Below are 23,069 nucleotides of genomic sequence, written 5' to 3' on the forward strand. Positions count from 1 at the left end.
CCTGATTCCGGTCCGGCGGATGGCTGCCGGGCCGAAACTTCCTCTAGGAAAAAAATCTCATCATGGAAGTCTCCCGAGTGCGGGCCTTGCGCGGGCCGAATGTGTGGTGCCGACAGACGGCGATCGAGGCCATCGTGGCCTGCTCGGACAGCGAGTGCGCGATCGACGACCCGGACGCTTTCGAAACCCGGCTGCGCGCCCGTTTTCCCGATATCGATATTCAGCGGCCGGCGGGGCAGCCGGGTGCTCTTTCGCTGGCGCACGTGCTGGCCGGGGCGGCGCTCAGCCTGCAGGCCCAGGCAGGCTGCCCGGTGGCGTTCTGCCGCACCGCGCCGACACCGGACGCCGGGGTTTTCCAGGTCGTGATCGAATACGTCGAGGAAAGCGTTGCGCGCCTGGCGTTCGATCTGGCCTGCGTGTTGTGCCTGGCGGCTCTGAAGGACGAGCCTTTCGATCTGGCGGCGGCGGTTTCGCGCCTGAAGGATCTGTACGAGGACGTGCGTCTGGGGCCCAGCACCGGATCGATCGTTCATGCGGCGGTGCGCCGGGGCATTCCCTACCGCCGGCTGACCGAGGGCAGCCTGGTGCAGTTCGGCTGGGGCCGTCGCCAGCGCCGCATCCAGGCGGCGGAAACCGACGCCAGCAGCGCGATCGGCGAAGCCATCGCTCAGGACAAGGCGCTGACGAAATCCCTGTTGGCGTCAGCCGGGGTGTCAGTGCCTCGGGGTCGTGTGGTCGCCGATGCGGAGGACGCCTGGCTGGCCGCCCAGGAGATCGGCGGGCCGGTGGTGGTCAAACCGCTCGATGGCAACCAGGGCCGGGGGGTCGCCGTCAATATCCAGGGGCGCGAGCAGGTGCTGGCCGCCTACGCCGTGGCGAGCGAACACGGTTCTAGCGTCCTCGTCGAACACTACTTTCCCGGGCATGATTTCCGGCTGCTGGTGGTGGGCGACCGGTTGGTGGCGGCCGCGCGCCGCGACCCGCCCCAGGTGGTGGGCGACGGCGCGCATACCATTGCCCAACTGGTGGATCTGATCAATCAGGATCCTCTGCGTGGCGAAGGCCATGGCACGTCGCTGACGCGCATCCGCCTGGATGAAACGGCGCTCAACACCCTGGTCAGCCAGGGGTATCGGGCCGATTCGGTGCCGGCCCAGGGGGTGTGCGTGGTGCTGCGCAACAACGCCAATCTCAGTACTGGCGGGACGGCGACCGACGTCACCGATCACGTCCACCCGGAACTGGCCGCCAGCGCCGTCATGGCCGCGCGCATGGTGGGGCTGGATGTCTGCGGCATCGATCTGGTCAGCGGCGATGTTTATCAGCCGCTCACCCCGGAAACAGGCTGCATCGTCGAGGTCAATGCCGCGCCCGGTCTGCGCATGCACCTGACGCCGTCCTACGGAACGGGGCGCGACGTGGGCGCCGCCATTGTCGAGACGCTGTACGCGCCTGGGGACGACGGGCGGATTCCGGTCGCCGCAGTCACGGGCACCAACGGCAAGACCACCACGGTGCGCCTGCTGGCCCATCTGTGCGCGGCGCCAGGCGTGTGCGTGGGCATGACGAATTCCGATGGCGTCTACATCGGCGCACGACGCATCGATACGGGCGATTGCAGCGGGCCGCGCAGCGCGCGCAACGTGCTGCTGCATCCGGATGTGGACATGGCGGTCTTCGAGACGGCGCGCGGCGGCATCCTGCGCGAAGGCCTGGGGTTCGACCGCTGCGACGTCGCGGTGGTCACGAACATCGGGATCGGCGACCACCTGGGCATGAATTACATCCGCACGGTCGAGGAACTCGCCGTCGTCAAACGCGTCATCGTGGAGAACCTGGCGCCCACCGGCATGGCGGTGCTCAACGCCCAGGATCCGATCGTGGCGAAAATGGCCGCCAGCTGCCCCGGCCGGGTGACCTATTTCGCCCGGGATGCCCGGCATCCGCTGATCGATACGCACCGCGCCCAGGGTGGCCGGGTGGTCTTCGTCGATCAGGGGGACCTGGTGTTTTCCGAGGCCGGCGCCGAAACGCGCATTGAACTGGTGCGCGTGCCGCTGACGCACGGGGGCACGCTGGGCTTCCAGGTGGACAACGCCATGGCGGCGGCGGCCGCCGCCTGGGCGCTGGGGGTGGATTGGGTGCAGATCCAGGCCGGCCTGGCGTCGTTCGTCAACGATGCGGGCACCGTGCCGGGTCGTTTCAACGTGTTCGACTATCAGGGCGCGACGGTGATTGCCGACTATGGCCACAATCCGGATGCGATCCTGGCGCTGGTCGAAGCTGTCGAAACGATGCCCGCGCGGCGCCGCACCGTGGTCATCAGCGGGGCGGGCGACCGGCGCGACCAGGACATCCGCCGCCAGACCGAGATCCTGGGCGACGCGTTCGATACCGTCATTCTGTATCAGGACCAGTGCCAGCGCGGCCGCGCCGACGGCGAAGTGCTGGCGCTGCTGCGCGGCGGCCTGGAGGCTGCGCGCCGTGCCAATCGCCTGGAGGAGATCCATGGCGAGTTCCTGGCCATCGATACGGCGCTCGATGCGCTGGAACCGGGCGACCTGTGTCTGGTGCTGATCGATCAGGTCGAGGAAGCGCTGGCGCACATCGCGCAGCGGGTGAAATCGCCCCAGGTGGCGTAAGGGCAGGCGCCCGGGATCCCCCTGGGCGCCGGTTTTCCGGATATTTCAATCCCAGGACGCCAGGGCAGTGTCCTGGTCCCGCGCGGCCTGCCGCCAAGGATTGTTTTAATATAGGATGCTTGCGATCCGTGGCGTCCTGGAAGGCGCGTGCGGATCAACCGAACAGGGCACTGGACCCCACCATGGACACGCTGAATTCCTCACCCATCACCTTTTCCGGCCGCGCCCTGCAGCTCACCAGCTCGGCCATCCGTGAAATCCTCAAGATCACCGAACGCCCCGAGGTCATCTCCTTCGCGGGCGGTTTGCCGTCGCCCGAAGGCTTCCCGATTCCCGAACTGCGCGCCGCGTTCGACCGGGTGCTGGCCACACAGGGCGCTACCGCGTTGCAGTATGGCCGCACCGAAGGCTATACCCCCCTGCGCGAATGGGTGGCGCAGGATCTGTCGCGCGACGGCATGACGATCGACCCCGAAGAAGTCCTGATCGTATCCGGTTCGCAGCAGGCCCTGGACATGCTGGGCAAACTGTTCATCGATCCGGGTTCGCGCGTGCTGGTCGAGGCCCCCAGCTACCTGGGCGCGCTGCAGTCGTTTTCGCTCTTCGAGCCGCAATACCAGTCGGTGCCCACGGATGCCGGCGGGCTGATCCCCGAGGCCCTGGACGCGGAACTCACCCAGGATGCGCGCTTCATCTACGTCCTGCCCAATTTCCAGAACCCGACCGGTCTGACGCTGGATCTGCAACGCCGCCAGGCGCTGGTCGAGCGCTGCGCCGCCCTGGGGCTGCCCATCATCGAGGACGACCCTTACGGCGAACTGCGCTACGCGGGCGAGCCGCAGCCCAGCCTGCTGGAACTCGGCCGCCCCGTGGGCGCGACGGTGATCCGCCTGGGCACCTTTTCCAAGGTCCTGGCTCCGGGCATGCGCCTGGGCTACGTGGTCGCGCCGCGCGACGTCATTTCGAAACTGGTCCAGATCAAGCAGGCCACGGATCTGCATACGGCCACCATCACGCAGATGGCGGTCTACGAAACCGTGCGCAACGGCTTTCTGCGCACGCATTTACCCAAGGTCCGCGAGATCTACCAGCGCCAGTGCGGCTACATGCTTGATGCCTTGCAGCGGCATTTTCCCGCCGACGCGCGCTGGACGCGGCCGCAGGGCGGCATGTTCATCTGGGTGACGCTGCGCGAAGGCATCGACACCGGCGAACTGCTGCAGCGGGCCATCGCGCGCAACGTGGCCTTCGTGCCCGGGGCGCCGTTCTATGCCAGCGCGCAGGCGCCGACCAACCGGCTGCGGCTCAGTTTCGTGACGGTCCCCGAGGACCGCATCCGCACGGGCATCCAGGTGCTGGGCGAGCTGATCGGCCCGGGGCACTGACGTGGATGAACGGCCGGCAGCCAGCGGCCCGGACCTGTCGGACATGCGGTCCGACGACTGGGTCGCGCGCTGGCTGCCGGCATCGTGGGGGCCTTACGCGCGGCTATGCCGCCTGGATCGTCCGGTCGGCACCTGGTTGACCCTGTTGCCGGCGCTGGCCGCGCTGGCGCAGGCGGCCGACGGCTGGCCCACGCTGTGGCGACTGGTGATCTTTTCCCTGGGCGCATTGCTGATGCGGGGCGTGGGCTGCACCTTCAACGACATCTTCGACCGCAATTTCGATCATCGGGTCGAGCGCACGCGCTTCCGGCCTCTGACCAGCGGCCAATTGACGCTGCGGGCGGCACTGTGGTTCGCGCTGGCGCAAATCCTGGTCACAGCCATGCTGCTGCTGGCGATCAACGCCTACAGCCGCTGGCTGGCGCTGGTTCTGGTGCCGCTGGTGGTCATCTATCCTTTGTGCAAACGCTTTACCTACTGGCCGCAGGCCGTGCTGGGCATGGCCTTCAACTGGGGCATGCTCATGGCCTGGACGGACACGCGCGACATCCTGCCCTGGTATGGCCTGGCCATGTGGGTGGGGGCCGTGCTGTGGCAGATCGGCTACGACGCCATCTACGCCTACATCGACATGCGCGACGACCGCATGCTGGGATTGAAGTCCGTGGCCATGCGCTTTGGCGACCAGGGCAAGGCCTGGATCGGCGGCATGTATGCCGCCACGGCGGTCCTGTGGACAGTGTCCGGATGGGGCATGGGCATGCGCTGGCCGTATTACGTCGTGATGGCCGTCATCGCCGGGCATTTCGTCTGGCAGGTGCGGCTGTTCGACGTACGTTACCCGGAACGCGGCCTGCGGCTGTTCCGCTCGAACATGCAGGTGGGTGTGCTGCTGATCGTGGCGGCGCTGGCCGGGACAACGCTTTACGGCTAGACTGATTCCAGACAATAAGATCGGGCCGCACAGGCCCCAGGAGACACGCGATGGTCGGCAATGCGCCCACCGAAACCGCATTGGAATTCGATTATGTCATTGTGGGGGCGGGCTCGGCGGGTTGCCTGTTGGCCAACCGTTTGTCGCAGTCGCACCGGGTGCTGCTCCTGGAAGCCGGCGGCACCGACGACTGGCGCTGGATCCACATCCCCGTGGGCTATCTGTACTGCATCGGCAATCCGCGCACCGACTGGTGCTATCACACGCAGCCCGATCCGGGTCTGAACTACCGCACGCTGGGCTATCCGCGCGGGCGGGTGCTGGGCGGGTCGTCGTCCATCAACGGCATGCTGTATCTGCGCGGCCAGGCGGCCGACTACGACGGCTGGGAAGCCCTCGGCAACCCGGGCTGGGCCTGGCGTGACGTGCTGCCGCTGTTTCGCGATGTCGAAGACCACCATGCCGGCGCCAGCGAATTCCATGGGGCCGCGGGCACCTGGCGGGTCGAGCCCCAGCGCCTGCGCTGGGACGTGCTGGATGCCTTTCGCGACGCGGCGGCACAGGCGGGCATCGAACACACCGATGATTTCAACCGGGGCGACAACGCCGGCTGCAACTACTTCGAGGTCAACCAGCGGCGCGGCGTGCGCTGGAATGCCGCCAAGGCCTTCCTGCATCCCGTCATGGGGCGCGAAAATCTGCGGGTGATCACCGGCGCCTGCGTCGAGCGCATCGAATTTTCCGGGCGCCGCGCAACCGGGGTGGCCTTCGTGCAGGACGGCTTGCGCCGGCATGCCGTGGCTCACCGCGAACTGATCCTGGCCGCCGGGGCCATCGGTTCGCCTCAGCTGCTGCAGGTCTCGGGTGTGGGCCCCGCCGACCGGCTGCGCCATCTGGGCATCCCGCTGGTGCACGATCTGCCGGGGGTGGGGGAAAACCTGCAGGATCACCTGCAGCTGCGCATGATCTTTCGCCTGCAGGGGGCGCTGACCTTGAATACGCTGACCCATGCCTGGTGGGGCAAGGCCTGGATGGGGCTGCAGTACGCGCTGCTGCGCCGCGGGCCGCTGTCCATGGCGCCCTCGCAGCTGGGGGCGTTCGCCCGGTCGGATCCGTCGCGCCCGCGCCCCAATCTGGAATACCACGTCCAGCCCCTGTCGCTGGACAAATTCGGCGACCCGCTGCACACCTTTCCCGCCCTGACCGCATCGGTGTGCAATCTGCAACCCGGCAGCCGGGGCTATGTCCGCATCACCTCGCCCAACGTGGCCGATCATCCCGACATCCTGTGCAATTATCTGCAGACGCCCGAAGACCGCGCCGTCGCGGCCGATGCCCTGCGCCTGACCCGGCGCATCATGGCCCAGCCCGCGCTGGCGCGCTATCACCCTCAGGAATACCTGCCCGGGGATGCGGTGCGGACCCAGGAAGCGCTCGAGTCCGCAGCCGGCGATATCGGCACCACGATTTTCCATCCGGTCGGGACATGTAAAATGGGCACCGATCCCATGGCGGTGGTGGACCCGGAACTCCGCGTCCGGGGGATCGACAGCCTGCGGGTGATCGATGCATCGATCATGCCCGTGATCACCTCGGGCAACACCAATTCCCCCACCATCATGATCGCCGAAAAGGGCGCGCGCCTGATTTTGCAGCGTGCCTGAATCGTATTTTTCACATCCCTGCTTTTGGACTCGGATATGGTCAGTCACACCGAGGTCGTGGCCAGCTTGTTGTTTGCCATCGCCATCATTCACACGTTCTCCGTGCCGGTTTTCGCGCGTCTGGCGCATCGGGGCGGACGCCATGCCGGCTTATGGCATCTGCTCTCCGAGGTCGAGGCGGTATTCGGCGTCTGGGCCTGCGTGCTGTTCGTCTGGATGGCCCTGACGCTGGGGGTGAAGGGCGCGGTTGACTACCTGGATACCCGCAACTTCACCGAGCCCGCCTTCGTGTTCGTGATCATGGTGGTGGCCGCCAGCCGTCCCATCATCGAACTCGTGCGCCTGGTGGTCGATGGTCTGGCGCGTGTGCTGCCGGTGTCGTGCGAACTGTCGCGCTTTTTTGTCATCATGACGCTGGTACCGCTGGCAGGGTCGCTGATCACAGAGCCCGCCGCCATGACGCTGGCCGCGCTACTGCTGCGTCAGGCCTATTTCCGCCGCCCGGGCCAGGACGGCTTCAAATATTTGACGGTCGGGGTGCTTTTCGTCAACGTGTCCATCGGCGGCGTGCTGACGGCCTATGCGGCGCCGCCTGTGCTGATGGTCGCGCAGACCTTCGGCTGGGACACCGCCTTCATGGCCACGCATTTCGGCTGGCGTGCTGCCGCCGCCGTGCTGTTCAACGGCCTGATCCTGACCCTGATCTGCCGGCCCTTCCTGCTCGATGGCAGCCTGGGCGTGCGCCCTGATGACAGCAACGCCCGCGCGCCGGTGCCGCTCATGGTCATGGCCGTCCATGTCCTGTTCCTGCTGGGGATCGTGCTGGCCTCGCATCACATCAAGATCTTCCTCGCGCTGCTGGTGCTGTTCATCGGCTACGCACAGGCCTACAAGACCCACCAGTCGCCCCTGCTGCTGCGCGAAGGCCTGATGGTGGGGTTCTTCCTGGCAGGTCTGGTGGTCCTGGGCGGGCTGCAGCAGTGGTGGCTGCAAGGCCTGCTGGCCGGGTTGTCGCCCTTCGTCCTGTACCTGGGCGCCACCGCGCTGACGGCGGTCACCGACAATGCGGCGCTGACCTATCTGGGTTCCCTGGTCGAAGGTACCGGTGATCTGTGGCGCTACATGCTGGTGGCCGGGGCCGTGACCGGGGGCGGCCTGACGGTCATCGCCAATGCACCCAATCCGGCGGGGTTCTCCATCCTCAAGGGCTGTTTTGGCGACGGCACGATCTCGCCCCTGAAGCTGCTGGGGGCCGCGGCGGTGCCGACCCTGGTGGCGGCCATCATGTTCCTGCTGCCCAATTCTTTCAGCTGAAAACGCCGCGCCGGCAGTCGCGGGCCGTGCGGCGTGGGGGCACTTTGTTTTAAAAGGATTAAAATCCAGGCAGTTCAGATTTCCAGGACATTGTTGTGCCGATTTACGTCTATCGTTGCAGCCATTGCGGTCATCAGCAGGATGTGCTGCAGAAAATCTCCGACCCTCGCCTGACCGTGTGTCCGGCCTGCGGGCAGTCCACCTATGAAAAGCAGGTGACGGCGGCGGGTTTCCGCCTGAAGGGCTCGGGTTGGTACGAAACCGATTTCCGGGGCGGTAAGTCCGGCTCGCACTCCGAAGGGGTGCTGGGCTCGTCCGGCTCCGCAGCGTCGTCCGACCATGGGGCGGGTTCCGCCTCCGGCGGTGCTTCTTCCGCCGGGGCATCGGGCGCGGCAGCAGCCGGCCCGGCGTCCTCCGGCAGCCCCGTGCCGGCCGCCACGCCTGGCTGACGCCTTTCGCCGACACTTCGCTCAGGAACCATGCGATTCTTCAAGCGCTACTTCATCACCGGCCTGCTGATCTGGCTGCCCCTGGTGACCACCATCTGGGTGCTGACGATGCTGGCGCGCACCCTGGATTCCCTGGTGCCGTCGTTCCTCTCGCCAGAAGCCTTGTTCGGGGTGGCCATTCCCGGCTTCGAACTGGCGCTGGTGCTGGGCATCATCCTGCTCACGGGGCTGTTCTTCGCCAACTTCATCGGCCGCGCCATCCTGTCGCGCTGGGAGGCCCTGCTGGGGCGCATCCCATTGGTGCGCTCCATTTATAATTCGGTCAAGCAGGTCGGCGACACGGTGTTCTCCCCCAACGGCCAGGCCTTTCGCCAGGCCATTCTGGTGCAGTATCCGCACCAGGGTTCCTGGACCATCGGGTTCCTGACCGGGGCGCCCTGTCTCGAGATCGCGGATCTGCTGGCGGGCGATCACATCAGCGTCTACGTGCCGACGACACCCAATCCCACGTCGGGGTTCTTCCTGATGATGCCGCGCGCCGACGTCCAGGTGCTCGACATGTCCGTCGACACCGCCCTGAAATACATCATTTCCATGGGGGTGGTGGTGCCGCCCCCATCGATTTCACATCATTCTCGGAGCCATTCTTGAACCGTACCTGCTATACCGGCGAGGTGTCCAAAGCCCACCTCGACCAGACCGTCACCCTGTTCGGCTGGGTCCATCGCCGCCGCGACCACGGCGGTGTGATCTTCATCGATCTGCGCGACCGCGCGGGCCTGGCCCAGGTGGTGGTGGATCCCGACAATCAGGGGGCGTTCGCCACGGCCGAGCGCATCCGCAACGAATATTGTGTGCGGATCACCGGTCTGGTTCGGCGGCGCCCGGAAGGCACGCGAAATCCCGACCTGACGTCGGGCGAAATCGAGATCCTGTGCCGCGAAATCGAGATCCTGAATGCGTCCCTGACGCCGCCGTTCCAGCTCGACGACGACAATCTGTCCGAAACCACCCGCCTGACGCACCGCGTGCTGGACCTGCGCCGCCCGCAGATGCAGCGCAACCTGATGATGCGCTACCGGGTGTCGATGGTGGCGCGCAATTACCTGGATGCCCTGGGTTTCATCGACATCGAAACGCCGATGCTGACGCGCAGCACGCCCGAGGGCGCGCGCGATTACCTGGTGCCGTCCCGCGTGAATCCGGGTGAATTCTTCGCCTTGCCGCAGTCGCCGCAGTTGTTCAAGCAGATGCTGATGGTGTCGGGGTTCGATCGCTACTATCAGATCACGAAATGCTTTCGCGACGAAGACCTGCGCGCCGACCGCCAGCCGGAATTCACGCAGATCGATTGCGAGACCTCCTTCCTGAACGAAGTCGAGATCCGCGAAATTTTCGAAGGCATGGTGCGCGAGGTCTATCGCCAGGTGCTGGACGTGGCCCTGCCGGAATTCCCCGTCATGAGCTGGGCCGAAGCCATGCGCCGCTATGGTTCCGACAAGCCCGACCTGCGCGTGAAACTGGAATTCACCGATGTGGCCGACCTGATGCGCGCGGTGGACTTCAAAGTCTTCGCCGGCCCGGCCAACGATCCGGCCTGCCGGGTGGTCGCCCTGCGCGTGCCCGGCGGCGCCAGCATGCCGCGCAGCGAGATCGACGCCTACACGCAGTTCGTGGGCATCTACGGCGCGCGCGGCCTGGCCTACATCAAGGTCAACGACGCCGCCGCCATCCCCGAAGGCCTGCAGTCGCCCATCGTCAAGAACATCCATGCCGATGCGCTGCGCGCCCTGATCGAACGCACTGGCGCGTGCAACGGCGACCTGATCTTCTTTGGCGCCGACCGCACAAAGGTCGTCAATGACGCCATCGGCGCGCTGCGTGTGAAAATCGGCCTCAGCGAATTCGGCCGCGACAATGGCCTGTTCGAGGCCGGCTGGCAGCCGCTGTGGGTGGTCGATTTCCCGATGTTCGAATACGACGAGGGCGAGGACCGCTACATGGCGGCGCACCACCCCTTCACCTGCCCCAAGGCTGGCCACGAAGATCTGCTGGAATCCGATCCCGGCAGCGCGCTGGCCCGGGCCTATGATATGGTTATGAACGGCTGGGAGATCGGCGGCGGTTCGGAACGTATCCACCGCGCCGATGTGCAGACCAAGGTCTTCAAAGCCCTGAAAATCGACGAGGACGAAGCCGCCGAAAAATTCGGCTTCCTGCTGGACGCGCTGCAATATGGCGCGCCGCCGCATGGTGGCCTGGCATTCGGTCTGGACCGGCTGGTGACCCTGATGGCGGGCGCGGAATCCATTCGCGACGTGATCGCCTTCCCGAAAACCCAGCGTGCGCAGGATTTGCTGGTGCACGCGCCGTCGCCGGTGGACGAAAAGCAGCTGCGCGAACTGCATATCCGCCTGCGCCAGACCGAGGCGAAATAACACCAGAGGGCTGCCATGCCAGTCATGCGGATCGTCAGCTACAACATCCACAAGGGGCGCTCGGCTTCGGGTGGGCGGGAATCGCTGGCCGATCTGCGGCTGGGCTTGTATGGCCTGCGGCCCGATCTCCTGTTCCTGCAGGAAGTCCAGGGGCGCAACCAGATGCACAGCAGCCTGGATGCTCAGCACGAATCTCTGGCGGCCGCCCTGCACATGCAGGCAGCCTATGGCTGCAATGCGGTGCGCGCGGCCACCGACCACGGTAATGCGCTGCTGTCGCGCTATCCGATCCTGTATTACGAAAATCAGGACATCTCCGATCATCGCCTGGAACAGCGCGGCCTGCTGCACGGGGTCGTGCAGGTCGGGGACGCGCATGTGCACTGCCTGGTGGTGCACCTGGGGCTGCTGGCGGGGGGGCGTTCCCGTCAGGTGTATGCCCTGGTGGATCGTATCCGCCGGCTGGTGCCGGATTCCGAACCGCTGCTGATCGCGGGCGATTTCAACGACTGGAACAACCGCCTGGCGCCGCTGTTCGTCCAACAGCTGGGGCTGGTGGAAGTCTTCGCCGCCGCGCCCCAGGGCCTGGACGAGGTCTATCGCCTGCGGCATCGGGTGGCGCAGCTGCGTCAGCGGATGCCCTGGTTTCCGGGCCAGATCCTGCGTCCGCTGCCGGCGCTGCCGGCCGGTGGCCTGGCGGCGCGGCTGATGCCCCCGCCCCGCACGTTCCCGGCTATGTTTCCGTGGCTGCGCCTGGACCGGATCTATCAGCGCGGGTTTGCCGTGCGCCGGGCACGGGTGCTGCATGGCGCCCCCTGGAAGAAATTGTCCGACCATGCGCCGTTGGTGGCTGAACTCGAACTGCCTTGATGATCGGCAGGTGGGGAACTTTTCGCCTTTGACGCTGGTCAAATACTGCATTGTCTGGAAATTAGCACTCCGCCCCATAGAGTGCTAACATCATCCACGAACCACCCAAGGACTTTGCCACCATGAGCCACACTTCGTCTTCCCTGGTGTTGGCGCCGGCCCAGCTTGCGCAGGCCATTTCCAACCCGGGTGCGCTTGGCACCATCGACGCTTACATCGGGGCGGTCAATCGCCTGCCCCTTCTGACGGCCGACCAGGAATCCGACCTGGGCCGCCGCCTGCGCGACCAGAACGACCTGGACGCCGCGCGGGATCTGATCCTGTCCCATCTGCGCCTGGTGGTCTCGGTGGCGCGCCAGTACCTGGGCTATGGTCTGGCGCACGCCGATCTGATCCAGGAAGGCAACATCGGTCTGATGAAGGCGGTGCGCCGTTTCGACCCGGATCGGGGCGTGCGGCTGGTGTCCTTTGCCGTGCACTGGATCCGGGCGGAAATCCACGAATACGTGGTGCGCAACTGGCGGCTGGTGAAAATCGCCACGACCAAGGCCCAGCGCAAACTGTTTTTCAATCTGCGGCGCATGCGCCCGGACGGTCACACGCTGGCCCCGGACCAGGTGTCCGAGATCGCCCGCGAGCTTAACGTGCGCCCCGAAGACGTGGCCGAAATGGAAGTTCGCCTGTCAGGCGGGGATTGCGGACTAGAGACATCGGCCGCCGACGACGATGACCGTTTCGCGCCCATCGCCTGGCTGGCCGACGATAGCCAGGAACCGGGCCAGGTCCTGGCGCGTCGCGGCATGGATACCCTGCAAAGCCAGGGGCTGGCCGATGCCCTGGATTCCCTGGATGACCGTTCCCGCCACATCGTGCAGTCGCGCTGGCTGGCCGACGACGGTGGCGCCACCTTGCATGAACTTGCCGCCGAATACGGTATTTCGGCCGAACGTGTTCGCCAGATCGAGGCTGCCGCGCTGAAAAAACTGAAAACCGCGCTGGCCGACCGCCAGGCCGATTTCCTGGCAGCCTGATCTGTATCGGCTGCCGGGTAAATCCTTGTCAGGAAATTGTTTTTTACATTTTTGTCGGGTGTGCGGCAGAACTTTCCGGATGGCGGGCGGACTAATTCTCCATGGGCGAACGTCCAGCCCCCTGGGCCGCGTCGTCCTGTCGTCCGCTTCAGCTTCTCCTCTTCCCCTCCCTATCGAAGCGGATGTTCTCGGGATGCCTTCATGGCATCCTTTTTTTTGCGCCTCCGGACTGGGCGCGTTTCCGCGTCACAGCCGGATTGTTTGCGAGGGTGACGGCGTGCTGATGACATCGGCAAGACTCATTCATATCTGCTTTCAGACAAGGCAGGCGGCCCTGTAACATAATGGCTGACGCATTTTTTGCTGATTAGCTTCGATCATGAAAATAGGCTTCCTGGTCTTTGGCCTGGCCGGGCTGCTGGCCCTGATTTCCTTCATGCCGCCGCTGGCAGGGCGGCTGCGCCTGCCGTATTCCGTGCTGCTGGCCATCGTCGGCTTTGTCCTGGGCGTGATCATCCACGTCCACGGCTGGGCGCCGGGGGTCGTGGCCGATTTTCTCGATTCCCTGCAGCACTTCGACATTTCGTCCGAAACCTTTCTGTTCGTGTTCCTGCCGGTGCTGCTCTTCGAGGCGGCGCTGGCGATGAACATCCGGCGCCTGCTGGATGACATCAGCCCGATCCTGGTGATGGCCATCGTGGCGGTGGTGGTTTGCACGGTGGCGGTCGGTTTCTCGCTGGCGGCGATTTCCCCCTATGGGTTGATCGTCTGCCTGATGCTGGGGGCGATTGTCGCCACCACGGATCCGGTGGCTGTGGTTGGCATCTTCCGCGAGGTTGGGGCGCCCCGGCGGCTGACCACGCTGGTCGAAGGCGAGTCGTTGTTCAATGACGCGGCGTCCATCGCGCTGTATTCCGTGCTGCTCAGCATGCTGTTCAGCGGTGGCACCCCGTCGGTGACCAAGGTGCTCGGCAGCTTCCTGTTCAGTTTCATCGGCGGCGGGCTGGCGGGGCTGGCCATGGGGCGGCTGGCGAGCGCGCTTTTCCGCTGGCTGCGCGGCTGGCCGGCAGCCGAGGTCACTTTGACCGTGGCACTGGCCTATCTGACGTTTTTCGCGGCCGAACACTACCTGGGGGTGTCCGGGGTGGTGGCCACCGTGATCGCCGGTCTGGTGGTGGGCTCCAACGGCCGCACCCGCATGTCGCCCACGACGTTCGAACAACTGGAAGGCGCCTGGGCGCAGTTCGGATTCTGGGCCAATTCCCTGATCTTCCTGTTTGCCGCCATGCTGATCCCGCGCATGATGGCCGAGATCACCTGGATGGAAGTCCTGCTCATCCTGGTGGTCTTCATCGTCACCCTGGCGGCCCGGGCGATCATCATCTACGGCCTGTTGCCGCTGCTTGGCCGGCTGCGGCTCAGCACTCAGGTCAGCCGCTCGTACCGAGCCGTGATGCTGCTGGGTGGTTTGCGGGGCGCCGTGTCCCTGGCCCTGGCCCTGGCGGTCACGGAACAGCCCGCGGTTCCCCACGAGGCGCGCCAGTTCATCGCCGTGGCGACGACCGGGTTCGTGCTGATGACTCTGTTCATCAACGGCCTGACCCTGCGGCCGCTGATCGCGCGCCTGGGATTGAATCAGCTCTCGCCCGTGGACCGCACACTGCGCGATCAGGCGCAGGTCGTCGAACTGGAAGCCCTGCGCCTGCGGATCGACGAGATCGCCCGCCACGAAAACATCGGCCAGGAAGTACTGGACCGCTTGGGCGCCGTATTCGATGCCAGCCAGACCAGCATGGACACGGCGCAGGTGCATCAGCTGAGTCAGGATCAAAAGGTCACCGTGGGCATGGGGATCCTGGCCGGGCGCGAGGAAGAAATGTTCTTCGAGACCCTCAAGGCGCAGATGGTGGACTGGCGCACGGCGGAATCCCTGCTGGCCCGCTCCGAACGTCTAGGCGACGCGGTGCGCGCGGGCGGTCTGGCCGGCTTCGAGTCGGCCATCGACGGGGATTTGCGCTATTCGCACGGGTTGCGGCTGGCCTTGCGCCTGCATCATCTGACGGGCTGGCAGTTCTGGCTGGCGCGCGAACTGGCACAGCGGTTCACCAACCTGATGTTCAAATGGGCCGTGGCCCGCCGGCTGATCCAGTTTGCACGCACGGATGTGCAGCCGCTGCTGGGTGCCGAGGTCACCGACATCATCATTGCCGCGCATCAGCGCCGCCTGACGCTGCTGGAAGGCGCCCTGCAGGCCATGACGCTGCAGTATCCCGGCTATGCGCATCACCTGCAAGAGGCCTATCTGGCGCGCATGGCGCGTTCCATGGAACGCATGCGCTACCGGGACATGCTGGCGCAGAACCTGATCAGCGGGGAAACCTATTCCGATCTCATCCAGCAGGTGGATACGCGTTGGGGGCCGCTGGAAAAACACAGCGGGCTGGATATCACCATGAGCGCAGCCACGCTGGTGCAGCGCGTCGCGCTGTTCGAGGGGCTGGACGAGGCCACCATGGCGGCGATCTGCCGGGTGCTCAAGCCCCGGTTGGCAGTGCCCGGTCAGGATATTCCCATGCGCAACGGGCGCAGCCGGGCCATGTATTTCGTCGCGTCGGGGGCGGTCGTGCTGGATCTGCCCGATGGCACTTCGGCCGAATTGGGCAGTGGCCAGATCTTTGGTGAAATGGCGCTGGCCATGGACCGCGACTTCGAGGCGCGGGTGCGTTCGCTGGGCTACAGCCGCCTGCTGATGCTGCAGGAAAAGGATTTCAAGCGGCTGCAGCGGCAATTTCCCGAACTGCGCGACAAGATCGATGCGATCGTGCGCCAGCGCGCACGGGCGGTGGAAGTCTGGGAGCAGTTCAAGTCGGGTCAGCGACAGTACGAACCGTTGCCCCCACTGGGTCGGGACGCCACCCCTGGGGATGTCGTGCAATCGCCGGCGCCGGACCAGGCGGATCCCGAGGGACCCCGCCCGGATCCCGACGAACAGGTCGGGGCTGCATCGTAGCTGCCCGGCTGGCAGCGGATGGCCTACAGCAATAGCGAGATGTCGTGCGCCATGTCTTCGGGGGTCAGCGACGGCCCCAGCAAGGCCCGTGCCTCTCCCTTCTGGTCCATCAGATAGAAGGCGGCCGAGTGATTCATGGCGTACTGGTCCGGAGTCGGGCCCGGTTCCTTCGCATAGAAGGCCTTGAAGGACCGCGCGGTCTTGTCCAGCTGTTCGGGCGTGCCGGTCAGGCCGACGAAGGACGGGTCGAAGGCCTGGACGTAGGCGCCCAGGATGGCTGGCGTGTCGCGTGCCGGATCGACCGAGATCATGATCACCTGGACGTTACTGGCCTTGGCGCCCAGCAATTGCAGGGCCTGAGCGGCCTGTGCCATGGCGGTGGGGCAGACGTCCGGGCATTGCGTATAGCCGAAGAAAACCAGCAGGACCTTGCCGTGGAAATCGGCCAGGGTGCGGGGTTTGCCGCTGGTGTCCGTCATGTCCAGGTCGCGCCCCAGGTGCGTCCCGGTGATGTCGTTGCCTTCGAAGGGCAGGGGTTCCGCGGCCTTCGAGGTACAGCCAGCCAGCAGAGTCAGGGAAATGGATGCGACGGCGCCGACCAGCAGGCCGCGGCGAACGGCGGAAAATGAAACGGGCATGCTCAACCTATCGGGGTCATGGAGCCGGCCAGTGCCAGGCCGATCCAGTGATCCAGCAGCAGCGCCGCGAACAGCAGCGCCAGATACAGGATCGAATACCAGAATAGTTTACGCGACCGCGCGTCGGAATAGTTTCGATATAGCGCAAGGGATTGCCAGACAAAGCGCCCGCTGAGGATGCAGGCCGCCGCCAGGTAGGCCGGGCCGCTCATGCGCACCACGTAGGGCAGCAGCGAGGCGGCGAAGAGGACAATGCTGTAGAGCAGGATGTGCAGCTGGGTGAAATTACGCCCATGGGTGACGGGCAGCATGGGCAGACCGGATTCTTCGTAGTCGTGATGGCGGTACAGCGCCAGCGCCCAGAAGTGCGGCGGGGTCCAGATGAAGATGATCAGCACCAGGATCCAGGCTTCGGCCGGAACCGCGTCGGCCATCGCCGCCCAGCCCAGGGCGGGCGGCATGGCGCCCGAGAACCCGCCGATGACGATGTTCTGCGGCGTCAGGGGTTTGAGGATCGCGGTATAGATCAGGGCGTAGCCCACAAAGGAGGCGAAGGTCAGCCACATGGTCAGGGCGTTGACCCAGAGATTCAGGATCAGCATGCCGGCACCCCCCAGCAGCCCGGCCATCAACAGCACCTGGGGCGGGGTGATCTGCCCCGATGCCGTGCCGCGCTGCGCCGTGCGTCGCATGCGGGCGTCTGTTTCGCGTTCGATCAGGCAGTTGACGGAAAAGGCCGCCGCCGCCAGCAGCCAGATGCCGGCCGTGGCGGCCAGGGCCCGGCCCAGGTCGGGCAGGCCGGGGACCGCCAGGAACATGCCGATGACCGCGCAGAATACCGCCAGCTGGGTGACGCGGGGTTTGGTGAGCACCAGATACTGGCGCAGCAGGGATGGGTGATGGGTGGCGGCGGCAGTGGTCATGGGATCATTCTAGGTGGCTTGCGCGGGTCTGCCGCTAGGGAGTTTCCCTGGCTGCGACGCGGATAGGCCCGCGGCGGATCCCACAGGCATGCCGACGGGCTTGCCCGCCCGGGACAGGCGCCAGAGCAATGTCACGCTGACCAGCACCAGGCCGGCGGCCCCGCCGTTGTGCATGACGGCGATCAGCAGCGGCCACTGAAAGAAGATCGTGGTCAGGCCGGTCAGCAGCTGAAGCGCCAGCAGCGCCAGCAGCAGGCGGGCGGGGCCGCGCAGGCCGGGTGTGCGCCGCCAGCGCCAGGCCAGACCGCCCAGCAGGATCAGCACGACAAAGGCGAAATTCCGGTGGGCCCAGTGGATGGCGGTCAGAGCATCCTGCGAAATGAGATCGCCCGAAGACAGTTTGCCCAGGCCGCGCAGCAGGGCGAAACCCTCCTGGAAATCCATCGCCGGCAGCCAGGCGCCGTGGCAGGTGGGAAAGTCCATGCAGGCCAGCGCCGCGTAGTTGGTGCTGACCCAGCCGCCCAGGGCCAGCTGCAGCAGCAGTACGGCCAGCGCCAGGATCATCCAGGGGCGGCCGCGAGCCACCGCCGCCGGTACGGGATCGTGGGGTTTTTCGCGGGCCGCCAGCCAGGTCATCAGGGCGAGCAGACTCATGCCCAGGACCAGGTGGGTGGTGACGACCAGTGGCATCAGGCGATGGGTGACTGTCCAGGCGCCGAAGGCGCCCTGCAGGCAGACCAGGGCCAGGATGCCGGTGGCCAGCGCCGGGCCGTACGCCAGCGCGCGGCGCAGCCGCCACGCGAGCACGGTGAAGCCGATGATGAGCAACCCCAGTGCCGCTCCCGCGTAGCGGTGGATCATCTCGACCCAGGCCTGGAAGGCGCTGACCGGGCCGTAGGGCATGGATTCCAGGGCATGGCGGATCGATTCGTGCGCGCCCAGCGGGCTGAAATGCCCATAGCAACCCGGCCAGTCCGGGCAGCCCAGGCCCGAATCGGTCAGGCGCACGAAGGCGCCGAACATGATCAGATCCAGCGTCAGGAACCACGCCAGGAAGACCAGGCGACGATACGTTCTGTGTCGTCGGGGCGGGCCCTGCGGGTGCGCGCTCATGGGGGATTCCTATCCGATCCGGGAATTTTTCAGCAAGGTCCGGATGTCGTCGCGGACGGCTTCGGGCTGCTGGGCGTCGGGAAATTGCATCATCAGGTGGCCCAGCGGATCGACGATCCACAGGCCCTGCGTCAGGAATGCGCTGGGCTGCGCGGCGTTGGGCGCCAGCCAGGCCGCCAGGGCGGCCGGATCGACCCGAAGCACATGCGTGCCCCGGTAGGCCTCGTCCACCACCGGGGCGATGGGCGCATCGTCGGTGACGAACCAGACGCGTTCCAGACGGTTGACGTTCTTGCCCTGGCTGGCATGGGAATTGCGCAGCACGAACAGCCCGCGCACGCAGGATTCCGGGCAGGCGCCCGGACCGGCGCTGATCAGCAGCCATTGGCCCTTCAGCTGGTTCAGGTCGTAGGGGTGGCCGTTGGCATCCTTGACTGTCAGATTGTCCGGGATCGGCCGTTGGGGCTCGACCAACTGTCCGTAGTTCGTCCGGACCGCCGATCGCAGGCCCAGGGCCGGCACGTAGTACGCCAGGAGTGCGAACACCACCGGCGCCAGGCAGATCAGGAAAATGGCGATGACTGGCATCAGGGAACGGGGGCGGGCGGCGGCTGTCGTCATGGCTTGGGTGCGTCCGGGTTCAGGGGAAGGTGGGGGCGCCGCCGGATCCGCCAGAGCGTGACCATGGCGGCGCCCAGGGCGATGGTGGCAAAGCTGAACCATTGCGCGGCGTAGTTGTAGTTCTGGCCGGCATTCAGGGACGGCCCGGGCCAGTCCTGGACCAGGCCGGCGTCATGGGTGGGCGACTGTTCCAGGATCACTGGCAGCAGTTTCAGTCCGCTGGCGGCGGCCAGCGTATCCAGCGCCAGATTCTGCACCCGGGGCGGCTGGCCATCCGTCGCGGGGAAGGGGTGCGGCAGCGCGGTATCGGGATGGCCGGTCAGGATGCCCAGGTCGAACAGGCGCGGCACCTGGTGCAGCAGTGTGCCCCGGACCAGAACCGGGCCGTCCGCGGCGCGCAGATCGGGCAGGGTGGCGGGCGGCAGGGGGCGGGGGACCCAGCCACGCAGCACCAGGACGGCGGTATCGGGGCTGTCTTGCAGGGCCAGCGGGGTCGCCACCCACAGGCCGGGCAGACCTTTGAGGTTGCGATTGTCCAGGAGTACAGTAAATGGGTTGAGCCAGTGTCCCCGGACCTGGGCGGCATGCCAGTCTGGGCCGTCGCGCCGTTGATCCGTCAGGGTGAGTGCGGGCGCGTGCCGGCCCGCCTGCATGGCGGACTGGACGGCTTCGCGGGCATGCGCGCGGCGCAGCTGCCATTGCCCGGCACCCACGCACACGACCCCCAGCAGGATCAGCAGCACGATGGCCAGGACGGCTTTCGTTCGTGAGGCTGGTTGCTGCGGATTCATAGGCGGGTCGGGGTGCTGAGGCGGATCGGGTATGCTGACGCGATCGTGGCGGACGGATTACCGGCGGATTCTTTCAGTGTGATGGTTGCGGGTATCAGGGGAAATCCATGAAAGTGCTGATTGTCATTCTGTTCCTGGCGATCGTGGCCAGCCTGGGCTCGGCCCTGATGTTCCTGATGCAGGACCGGGGCCGCAGCAACCGGATGGCCTGGGCACTGACGTGGCGGGTTGGCCTGTCGATCCTGCTGTTCCTGTTTCTGCTGCTGGCCAACGCCATGGGCTGGATCCATGCCACAGGGGTCCCGATGACGGCGGGCTGACGCGAACCCGCCGACCTTGCATCCCCGGCCTACATCCAGTAGACGAAGATGTACAGGCCCAGCCACACCACGTCCACGAAGTGCCAGTACCAGGCGACACCTTCGAAACCGAAGTGGTGTTCGGCCGTGAAGTGGCCGCGTACCAGCCGCAGCCAGATGACCGTCAGCATCGTGCCGCCCAGGATCACGTGAAAGCCATGAAAGCCCGTCAGCATGTAGAACAGCGCGCCGAATGCGCCCGATGAAAAGCGCAGGTTCAGTTCCGTATAGGCATGGTGGTATTCGTAGGCCTGAAAACCCACGAAAGTAAAGCCCAGGATGATCGTGATGGCCAGCCACAGGATGGCCCTGGCGCGGTGGTTCGCGCGCAATGCGTGGTGGGCGACGGTCACGGTCAGGGCCGAGGACAGCAGCAGCGCAGTATTGATGGTGGGCAGCCAGAAGGGGCCCACGGTCTCGAATGGCGCGATTGTGCCGGCGGGGCCGAAGTTCGGCCAGGTGCCGGAAAATCCCGGCCACAGCAGGGTCTGGGAATCCAGGGTGCTCAGCCAGGGTGTGGAGACTGTCCGGGTGTACCACAACGCCCCGAAGAAGGCCCCGAAGAACATGACCTCGGAAAAGATGAACCAGGTCATGCTCCAGCGGTAGGAATGGTCGATGCGCTGGCTGTTCAGACCGCCCTCGGATTCACGGATCGCGTCGCCGAACCAGCAGAACAGCACGAAGAACATGCCCAGGATCCCGGCGCCGCACAGCCACGGCCCGAGCGCATAATCGTTGACCCAGAGCGCCGCGCCGACCAGGGTCGCCAGCATGCACAGGCTGCCGCGGATCGGGTGCGGGGAATGGGGCGGGACGTAGTAGTAGGGCGCCTTTCCGGTGTGTACTGTCTGTGCCGCTGACATGTCTCGTTCTCCTTTTTCTAGGCTGCCACCAGCCGGACGGCCAGTAGCAGCAGCAATACGAAGACTACCCCGCCCAGGATGCCCGCCACGATCAGGTGAGCCGGACCGATGCGCGACAGGTCGTCATCGTGGCCGGATCGTTTGCGCAGACCCAGGAAAGCCCAGGCCACGGTACGCACTGAACGCAGAAAGGCACCCGGGCCGTTCAAGAAACGACCCCGTACAGATTGGCGCGGACGAAGGTCCAGACCAGGACGGCCAGGGCAAACAAGGCGAGGAGCAGTCCGGTGCGGCGATTGCGGCGGCGTTGTTCAGGTGTCATGACCATGCTTCCGGTGTTTTCAGTCCGCATATTGAGGCGGCGTGGTGAAGGTGTGATAGGGCGCGGGCGAAGGCACGGTCCATTCCAGGCCCTCGGCCCCTTCCCAGGGATTGGCGGGCACCGGGGCGCCCCGGCCGCGCACGGCCTGGATCACGATGTACAGGAACAGCAGCTGCGACAGGCCGAACCAGAACGCGCCGATCGTCGACACCTGGTGGAAGGTGGTGAACTGGGCGGCGTAGTCCGCGTAGCGGCGCGGCATGCCGGCCAGCCCCAGGAAGTGCATGGGAAAGAAGGCGACGTTGAACGAGATCATCGTGTTCCAGAAGTGCCATTTGCCCAGCCGTTCGTCGTACATATGGCCGCACCATTTGGGCAGCCAGTAATAGGTGGCGCCGAACAGGGCGAACAGCGAGCCGGCCACCAGCACGTAGTGGAAATGGGCCACCACGTAGTAGGTGTCGTGGACCGCGATGTCGATGGGCACGATGGCGGTGACCAGGCCGGTGAAGCCGCCGATGGTGAACACGAAGATGAAGCCGATGGCGAACAGCATCGGGGTTTCGAACGACAACGATCCGCGCCACATCGTGGCGGTCCAGTTGAAGACCTTGACCCCGGTGGGGATGGAAATCAGCATCGTGCCGTACATGAAGAACAGCTGCGCCGTCACCGGCATGCCGGTGGCGAACATGTGGTGCGCCCACACCAGGAAGGACAGGATGGCGATGGCGCAGATGGCGTAGACCATCGACGAATAGCCGAACAGACGTTTGCGGGCGAAGGTCGGGATGATCTGCGAGACGATGCCGAATGCCGGCAGGATCATGATGTAGACCTCGGGGTGCCCGAAGAACCAGAAGATGTGCTGGAACAGCACCGGGTCGCCACCGCCGGCCGCGTTGAAGAAGTGCGTGCCGAAATGGCGGTCGGTCAGCAGCATCGTCACAGCGGCGGCCAGCACCGGCATCACGGCCAGCAGCAGGTAGGCCGTCACCAGCCAGGACCAGCAGAACAGCGGCATCTTCATCAGGGTCATGCCCGGCGCGCGCATGTTCAGGATGGTCACGATGATGTTGATCGCCCCCATGATGGACGAGGCGCCCATGATGTGGATGGCGAAGATGGCGAAGTCCATGCCGGGACCCATCTGCAGCGACAGCGGCGCGTACATGGTCCAGCCCGTCGCGGGGGCCCCGCCCGGGACGAAGAAGGACGAGGTCAGCAGGATCGCCCCCACCGGAAGCAGCCAGAAGCTGAAGTTGTTCATGCGGGCGAAGGCCATGTCCGAGGCGCCGATCTGCAGCGGGACCATCCAGTTGGCAAAGCCCACGAAGGCCGGCATGATGGCCCCGAAGATCATGATCAGGCCGTGCATGGTGGTGAACTGGTTGAACAGCTGCGGCTCGAAGAACTGGATGCCCGGTTCGAACAGTTCCGTGCGGATCAACAGCGCCAGCGTGCCGCCCTCGAGCAGCATGCAAAACGAAAAAATCAGGTACATCGTCCCGATGTCTTTGTGGTTCGTGGCGAACAGCCAGCGCCGCCAGCCGGTGGGCACGGGGTGTGCGTGTTCGTCATGCCCGGCGTAGGGCGGGATGTTGTCTACCGTGACGCTGCTCATGTGTTGCCTCCATCCTGGGCGCGCCGCTTGGGGGGCGCGGGGAATGTTGTCTCGGGTGTGCCGTGGGGTTCGGGA

21 protein-coding genes are annotated in these 23,069 nt (G+C 65.7%); 12 read left to right on the top strand and 9 right to left on the bottom strand.

Annotated features, from left to right (window positions below; genetic code table 11):
• The first annotated feature begins 62 nt into the window (after positions 1–62).
• The 11 genes from cphA (at position 63) to ABCV34_RS13220 (ending at position 15,737) form a co-directional block, all read left to right on the top strand.
• Positions 63–2,642 (top strand): cyanophycin synthetase, encoded by a 2,580-nt coding sequence (cphA, locus tag ABCV34_RS13170; RefSeq protein ID WP_345796666.1) that lies wholly within the window; start codon positions 63–65, stop codon positions 2,640–2,642.
• Between the two features lie 182 nt (positions 2,643–2,824).
• Entirely contained in the window at positions 2,825–4,027 is a 1,203-nt protein-coding gene (locus tag ABCV34_RS13175) for a PLP-dependent aminotransferase family protein (protein WP_345796667.1), read from the top strand.
• 43 nt (positions 4,028–4,070) lie between these two features.
• The gene (gene ubiA / locus ABCV34_RS13180; protein WP_345798783.1) at positions 4,071–4,961 is read left to right on the top strand and encodes a 4-hydroxybenzoate octaprenyltransferase; all 891 of its coding nucleotides are present in this window, start codon (positions 4,071–4,073) and stop codon (positions 4,959–4,961) included.
• Between the two features lie 50 nt (positions 4,962–5,011).
• Positions 5,012–6,625 (top strand): GMC family oxidoreductase N-terminal domain-containing protein, encoded by a 1,614-nt coding sequence (locus ABCV34_RS13185; RefSeq protein WP_345796668.1) that lies wholly within the window; start codon positions 5,012–5,014, stop codon positions 6,623–6,625.
• A gap of 36 nt (positions 6,626–6,661) precedes the next feature.
• Positions 6,662–7,939 (top strand): putative Na+/H+ antiporter, encoded by a 1,278-nt coding sequence (locus tag ABCV34_RS13190; RefSeq protein WP_345796669.1) that lies wholly within the window; start codon positions 6,662–6,664, stop codon positions 7,937–7,939.
• 95 nt (positions 7,940–8,034) lie between these two features.
• On the top strand, positions 8,035–8,388 hold the full coding sequence (locus tag ABCV34_RS13195) for an FmdB family zinc ribbon protein (protein ID WP_345796670.1): 354 nt from the start codon (positions 8,035–8,037) through the stop codon (positions 8,386–8,388).
• A 30-nt stretch (positions 8,389–8,418) separates the two neighbouring features.
• Positions 8,419–9,039 carry a DUF502 domain-containing protein gene (locus tag ABCV34_RS13200; RefSeq protein WP_345796671.1) on the top strand — a complete coding sequence of 207 codons (621 nt, stop codon included), beginning with the start codon at positions 8,419–8,421 and terminating at the stop codon, positions 9,037–9,039.
• A complete protein-coding gene (gene aspS / locus ABCV34_RS13205; RefSeq protein ID WP_345796672.1) occupies positions 9,036–10,826 on the top strand; it encodes an aspartate--tRNA ligase in 1,791 nt (596 codons plus the stop codon). The genes ABCV34_RS13200 and aspS overlap by 4 nt, the downstream gene beginning before the upstream one ends.
• Positions 10,827–10,841: 15 nt before the next feature.
• Positions 10,842–11,696 (top strand): endonuclease/exonuclease/phosphatase family protein, encoded by an 855-nt coding sequence (locus tag ABCV34_RS13210; RefSeq protein WP_345796673.1) that lies wholly within the window; start codon positions 10,842–10,844, stop codon positions 11,694–11,696.
• A gap of 122 nt (positions 11,697–11,818) precedes the next feature.
• On the top strand, positions 11,819–12,727 hold the full coding sequence (gene rpoH, locus ABCV34_RS13215; protein WP_345796674.1) for an RNA polymerase sigma factor RpoH: 909 nt from the start codon (positions 11,819–11,821) through the stop codon (positions 12,725–12,727).
• A 379-nt stretch (positions 12,728–13,106) separates the two neighbouring features.
• Positions 13,107–15,737: a cation:proton antiporter gene (locus ABCV34_RS13220; RefSeq protein ID WP_345796676.1), complete on the top strand. Its 2,631-nt coding sequence runs from the start codon at positions 13,107–13,109 to the stop codon at positions 15,735–15,737.
• Between the two features lie 23 nt (positions 15,738–15,760).
• On the opposite strand, the gene ABCV34_RS13225 is transcribed toward ABCV34_RS13220, so the two are convergent.
• The 5 genes from ABCV34_RS13225 to ABCV34_RS13245 are packed head-to-tail and all read right to left on the bottom strand — an operon-like array spanning position 15,761 to position 19,823.
• Entirely contained in the window at positions 15,761–16,375 is a 615-nt protein-coding gene (locus tag ABCV34_RS13225; protein ID WP_345796677.1) for an SCO family protein, read from the bottom strand.
• A gap of 2 nt (positions 16,376–16,377) precedes the next feature.
• On the bottom strand, positions 16,378–17,298 hold the full coding sequence (cyoE, locus tag ABCV34_RS13230) for a heme o synthase (RefSeq protein ID WP_345796678.1): 921 nt from the start codon (positions 17,296–17,298) through the stop codon (positions 16,378–16,380).
• Positions 17,299–17,307: 9 nt separating this feature from the next.
• On the bottom strand, positions 17,308–18,411 hold the full coding sequence (locus tag ABCV34_RS13235) for a COX15/CtaA family protein (RefSeq protein ID WP_345796679.1): 1,104 nt from the start codon (positions 18,409–18,411) through the stop codon (positions 17,308–17,310).
• 9 nt (positions 18,412–18,420) lie between these two features.
• A complete protein-coding gene (locus ABCV34_RS13240) occupies positions 18,421–19,032 on the bottom strand; it encodes a hypothetical protein (RefSeq protein WP_345796680.1) in 612 nt (203 codons plus the stop codon).
• The gene (locus tag ABCV34_RS13245) at positions 19,029–19,823 is read right to left on the bottom strand and encodes an SURF1 family protein (RefSeq protein WP_345796681.1); all 795 of its coding nucleotides are present in this window, start codon (positions 19,821–19,823) and stop codon (positions 19,029–19,031) included. Before ABCV34_RS13245 ends, ABCV34_RS13240 begins: the two co-directional genes overlap by 4 nt.
• Before the next feature lie 107 nt (positions 19,824–19,930).
• Between ABCV34_RS13245 and ABCV34_RS13250 the strand changes: the two genes are divergently transcribed.
• Positions 19,931–20,143 (top strand): twin transmembrane helix small protein, encoded by a 213-nt coding sequence (locus ABCV34_RS13250; RefSeq protein ID WP_345796682.1) that lies wholly within the window; start codon positions 19,931–19,933, stop codon positions 20,141–20,143.
• A gap of 29 nt (positions 20,144–20,172) precedes the next feature.
• Here the strand turns inward: ABCV34_RS13250 and ABCV34_RS13255 are convergent, their stop codons facing one another.
• Genes ABCV34_RS13255 through ctaD form a run of 4 tightly spaced genes read right to left on the bottom strand, consistent with a single transcriptional unit; the run spans position 20,173 to position 22,994 of the window.
• The gene (locus ABCV34_RS13255; protein ID WP_345796683.1) at positions 20,173–21,048 is read right to left on the bottom strand and encodes a cytochrome c oxidase subunit 3; all 876 of its coding nucleotides are present in this window, start codon (positions 21,046–21,048) and stop codon (positions 20,173–20,175) included.
• 17 nt (positions 21,049–21,065) lie between these two features.
• Positions 21,066–21,257 (bottom strand): DUF2970 domain-containing protein, encoded by a 192-nt coding sequence (locus tag ABCV34_RS13260; protein WP_345796684.1) that lies wholly within the window; start codon positions 21,255–21,257, stop codon positions 21,066–21,068.
• Positions 21,254–21,370: a cytochrome oxidase small assembly protein gene (locus ABCV34_RS13265; RefSeq protein ID WP_345796685.1), complete on the bottom strand. Its 117-nt coding sequence runs from the start codon at positions 21,368–21,370 to the stop codon at positions 21,254–21,256. Before ABCV34_RS13265 ends, ABCV34_RS13260 begins: the two co-directional genes overlap by 4 nt.
• Positions 21,371–21,389: 19 nt before the next feature.
• A complete protein-coding gene (ctaD, locus tag ABCV34_RS13270) occupies positions 21,390–22,994 on the bottom strand; it encodes a cytochrome c oxidase subunit I (protein WP_345796686.1) in 1,605 nt (534 codons plus the stop codon).
• Positions 22,995–23,069 lie beyond the last annotated feature (75 nt).

Source organism: Castellaniella sp. MT123 (assembly GCF_039614765.1).
In the GTDB taxonomy this organism is placed as follows: domain Bacteria; phylum Pseudomonadota; class Gammaproteobacteria; order Burkholderiales; family Burkholderiaceae_B; genus Castellaniella.

Bases quoted from the DNA above. Each gene is read 5' to 3' on its own strand.
- cphA (WP_345796666.1), top strand. From the start codon at position 63: ATGGAAGTCTCCCGAGTGCGGGCCTTGCGCGGGCCGAATGTGTGGTGC.
- ABCV34_RS13175 (WP_345796667.1), top strand. From the start codon at position 2,825: ATGGACACGCTGAATTCCTCACCCATCACCTTTTCCGGCCGCGCCCTG.
- ubiA (WP_345798783.1), top strand. From the start codon at position 4,071: ATGCGGTCCGACGACTGGGTCGCGCGCTGGCTGCCGGCATCGTGGGGG.
- ABCV34_RS13185 (WP_345796668.1), top strand. From the start codon at position 5,012: ATGGTCGGCAATGCGCCCACCGAAACCGCATTGGAATTCGATTATGTC.
- ABCV34_RS13190 (WP_345796669.1), top strand. From the start codon at position 6,662: ATGGTCAGTCACACCGAGGTCGTGGCCAGCTTGTTGTTTGCCATCGCC.
- ABCV34_RS13200 (WP_345796671.1), top strand. From the start codon at position 8,419: ATGCGATTCTTCAAGCGCTACTTCATCACCGGCCTGCTGATCTGGCTG.
- ABCV34_RS13210 (WP_345796673.1), top strand. From the start codon at position 10,842: ATGCCAGTCATGCGGATCGTCAGCTACAACATCCACAAGGGGCGCTCG.
- rpoH (WP_345796674.1), top strand. From the start codon at position 11,819: ATGAGCCACACTTCGTCTTCCCTGGTGTTGGCGCCGGCCCAGCTTGCG.
- ABCV34_RS13220 (WP_345796676.1), top strand. From the start codon at position 13,107: ATGAAAATAGGCTTCCTGGTCTTTGGCCTGGCCGGGCTGCTGGCCCTG.
- ABCV34_RS13225 (WP_345796677.1), bottom strand. From the start codon at position 16,375: ATGCCCGTTTCATTTTCCGCCGTTCGCCGCGGCCTGCTGGTCGGCGCC.
- cyoE (WP_345796678.1), bottom strand. From the start codon at position 17,298: ATGACCACTGCCGCCGCCACCCATCACCCATCCCTGCTGCGCCAGTAT.
- ABCV34_RS13235 (WP_345796679.1), bottom strand. From the start codon at position 18,411: ATGAGCGCGCACCCGCAGGGCCCGCCCCGACGACACAGAACGTATCGT.
- ABCV34_RS13240 (WP_345796680.1), bottom strand. From the start codon at position 19,032: ATGACGACAGCCGCCGCCCGCCCCCGTTCCCTGATGCCAGTCATCGCC.
- ABCV34_RS13245 (WP_345796681.1), bottom strand. From the start codon at position 19,823: ATGAATCCGCAGCAACCAGCCTCACGAACGAAAGCCGTCCTGGCCATC.
- ABCV34_RS13250 (WP_345796682.1), top strand. From the start codon at position 19,931: ATGAAAGTGCTGATTGTCATTCTGTTCCTGGCGATCGTGGCCAGCCTG.
- ABCV34_RS13255 (WP_345796683.1), bottom strand. From the start codon at position 21,048: ATGTCAGCGGCACAGACAGTACACACCGGAAAGGCGCCCTACTACTAC.
- ABCV34_RS13265 (WP_345796685.1), bottom strand. From the start codon at position 21,370: ATGACACCTGAACAACGCCGCCGCAATCGCCGCACCGGACTGCTCCTC.
- ctaD (WP_345796686.1), bottom strand. From the start codon at position 22,994: ATGAGCAGCGTCACGGTAGACAACATCCCGCCCTACGCCGGGCATGAC.